This window comes from Streptomyces sp. NPDC054847, from assembly GCF_053610925.1.
The window spans coordinates 1-2,056 of the sequence record NZ_JBSGZJ010000716.1; the positions used below are offsets into that span (position 1 = coordinate 1).

Annotated in this window: 3 protein-coding genes; 1 reads left to right on the top strand and 2 read right to left on the bottom strand. The window is 69.9% G+C overall.

What is annotated here, in order from left to right; all coding sequences use genetic code 11:
- Both ACWGH4_RS34590 and ACWGH4_RS34595 read right to left on the bottom strand, forming a co-directional pair.
- A partial coding sequence (locus ACWGH4_RS34590; RefSeq protein ID WP_453467812.1) for an NAD(P)-binding domain-containing protein occupies positions 1 to 108 on the bottom strand: 108 nt, incomplete at its 3' end.
- The gene (locus ACWGH4_RS34595; protein ID WP_453467808.1) at positions 105 to 443 is read right to left on the bottom strand and encodes an antibiotic biosynthesis monooxygenase family protein; all 339 of its coding nucleotides are present in this window, start codon (positions 441 to 443) and stop codon (positions 105 to 107) included. The genes ACWGH4_RS34590 and ACWGH4_RS34595, both read right to left, overlap by 4 nt.
- 741 nt (positions 444 to 1,184) lie before the next feature.
- Here ACWGH4_RS34595 and ACWGH4_RS34600 point away from each other — a divergent pair.
- Positions 1,185 to 1,721, top strand: a complete 537-nt coding sequence (locus ACWGH4_RS34600; RefSeq protein WP_453467810.1) for a hypothetical protein — start codon at positions 1,185 to 1,187, stop codon at positions 1,719 to 1,721.
- Positions 1,722 to 2,056 lie beyond the last annotated feature (335 nt).

Here is a 2,056-nt window from a genome sequence, read left to right on the forward strand (position 1 = left end):
GTTCCAGACCCGCACGGGTATGCCTTGCGCGAGCAGGCGTGAGGCGAGGCCTGCGCCCATCGTGCCGAGGCCGAGGACGGCGACGGGGCCGTTGGTGGTGTGCGTCATGACTTCTCCTCCACGGTCTCCTTGACGACCCGGAACCGCAGCGACTGCGTCGAGTCGACCCAGTTGCGGAGCGGGGCCACCAGTTCCTGGTGGTCGTCGCTCTGCTGCCAGGCGAAGAAGTGTTCGGGGGTCTCCCACTCGCTGGTGATCACCCACTGGCGGGAGCCGTCGACCGGCTCTCCCAGTCGTTCGACGAGGTGCCCGGGGGTTCGAGCGACGGATTTCCGTATCTGCTCGTACATCTCCAGGAACCCTTGCTCGCCGCCCTCGATCACACGGACCGCGAAAACGACGGACAGCCTCTCGGCCGTCTGGTTGTTCTGAACGGTGCCCATGTCTCCTCCTGATGGTGAGATCCGGCAGGACACGCTTTCCAAGGACTCATGGGCTCAGTGACGACGCAACTCCAATGGGTGCACGGGCCAGGCGGCAGAAGGGTCGTGCTCCGGCGTCTAGTCCGTCCGGGTGTATGGGGAAGGGGCCCCGGATGAGGCAGATTCGAACGCGCGCGTGGAGACGGGCCGACGGGCCGGCGCAGTTGTTTCCGGTGCGGCGGTGCGGGCCGGTTCCGCGGCCGTTCCCCTTTTGCCCGAGGGTGCATGCCTCGTGAAAGGGAGTGCGGGCCGTCATCCCTTTCGACAGCGCGTCGGCGGTACGGGCGGTGCGTCGGCGGTACAGGCGGTGCACTCCCGGACCGGCCGAGTGTGTGCCGGGGTGCCCCGGCGTCTGTTTCGCCGACGCGGCGATGAGCGCCTGGAGCGGGGACGTGGCCGGGCCCTGGGCGGACGCCGTGCCGCATGTCCTCGTTGAGCGCTGTGGCCGTAGGGACGTGGGGTGGCGCTGGTCGCAGGGCGATGGGGACTTCGGCGGCGGGCCGGTCGGGAATCGGTGCTGCATGCGGGACTCGTCACCACGCCGCAGGAGCAGCGGGTTCGGGGGCGTATGCCTCGGGCTCTTCGCGGTGGGACCGCCTCCGGTGATGGGGCGAGTCGCGGCGTGCAGCCCTTGGTCATTCGCACTATTTTGGGGCGAGATTTCGCGTCGGCTTGTGGCCGGAGCCGCAGAACGGAGACACCGTGAACCGCCCCCGCCTCGCCCCCGCCGTCCTGGCACCGCTCATCGCCGTCTCACTGGCCGCCTGCGGCTCCGGCGACGACGAGGGGTCCGGTCCGACGACGACAAGCCCTCCCGGCGCGACCGAGTCCGCGTCCCCGACGGATACGAGCACCGCCACACCGCGCACCCAGAAGGACCTCGAGGAGTCCGCGGCCGCAGCGGAGGCACGCGTCCGGGCCTCCGCGGCCGCCGAGCTGCGCACGGTCGAGGGCCGCGGCAACGCCACGGGAGACGTGTCCCTGCAAGGAGTCGCCACCACCCGCTCGGACGGGCTGCGCACCGGTCTGGTCAGGGTCACCAACTCGACCGACAAGACGGTTTTCTACGCGGTCCAGGTGGACTTCGTCACCGGTGACGGGACAGTCGTCGACTCCGTGGTGGCCGGCTTCCCCGACGTCGGCCCCGGCGAGCGGGCCGAGCGGTACATCTCCAGTCGCAAGGCCGGGGAGTCGGACACCCCGACGACACCACGCATCGTCAAGGCCGAGCGCAGCTGAACGGCTGGGCGAGATGCCGCTGGTGCGGGACTCGCCGGAACTCCGGTCTGCGCGCCCCGGCCCGTGCGCGGCGGGCAGCCGCCCCTTGGGCCGGGGCTTCTGGACGTCCGGCAGGATCGGAGTTTCCCGTTCGGCCGACGTCAGCTACCGTCTGTTGCCGGTCCGACGGCCGGGCCTCACTTCAGATGTCGGGTGAAGAACTGGGCCGCGGCCTCCCCCGCGAACTGTGGGACGCCGGTGTTGATGGCGCTCTTTGAACCTCCCCAGGTGTCGCTCTTCAGATGGCCAAACCTGCTCAGGTGATCTCCCCACCCATTGCGTGATCTTCCCGGCGT

Bases quoted from the DNA above. Each gene is read 5' to 3' on its own strand.
- ACWGH4_RS34595 (WP_453467808.1), bottom strand. From the start codon at position 443: ATGGGCACCGTTCAGAACAACCAGACGGCCGAGAGGCTGTCCGTCGTT.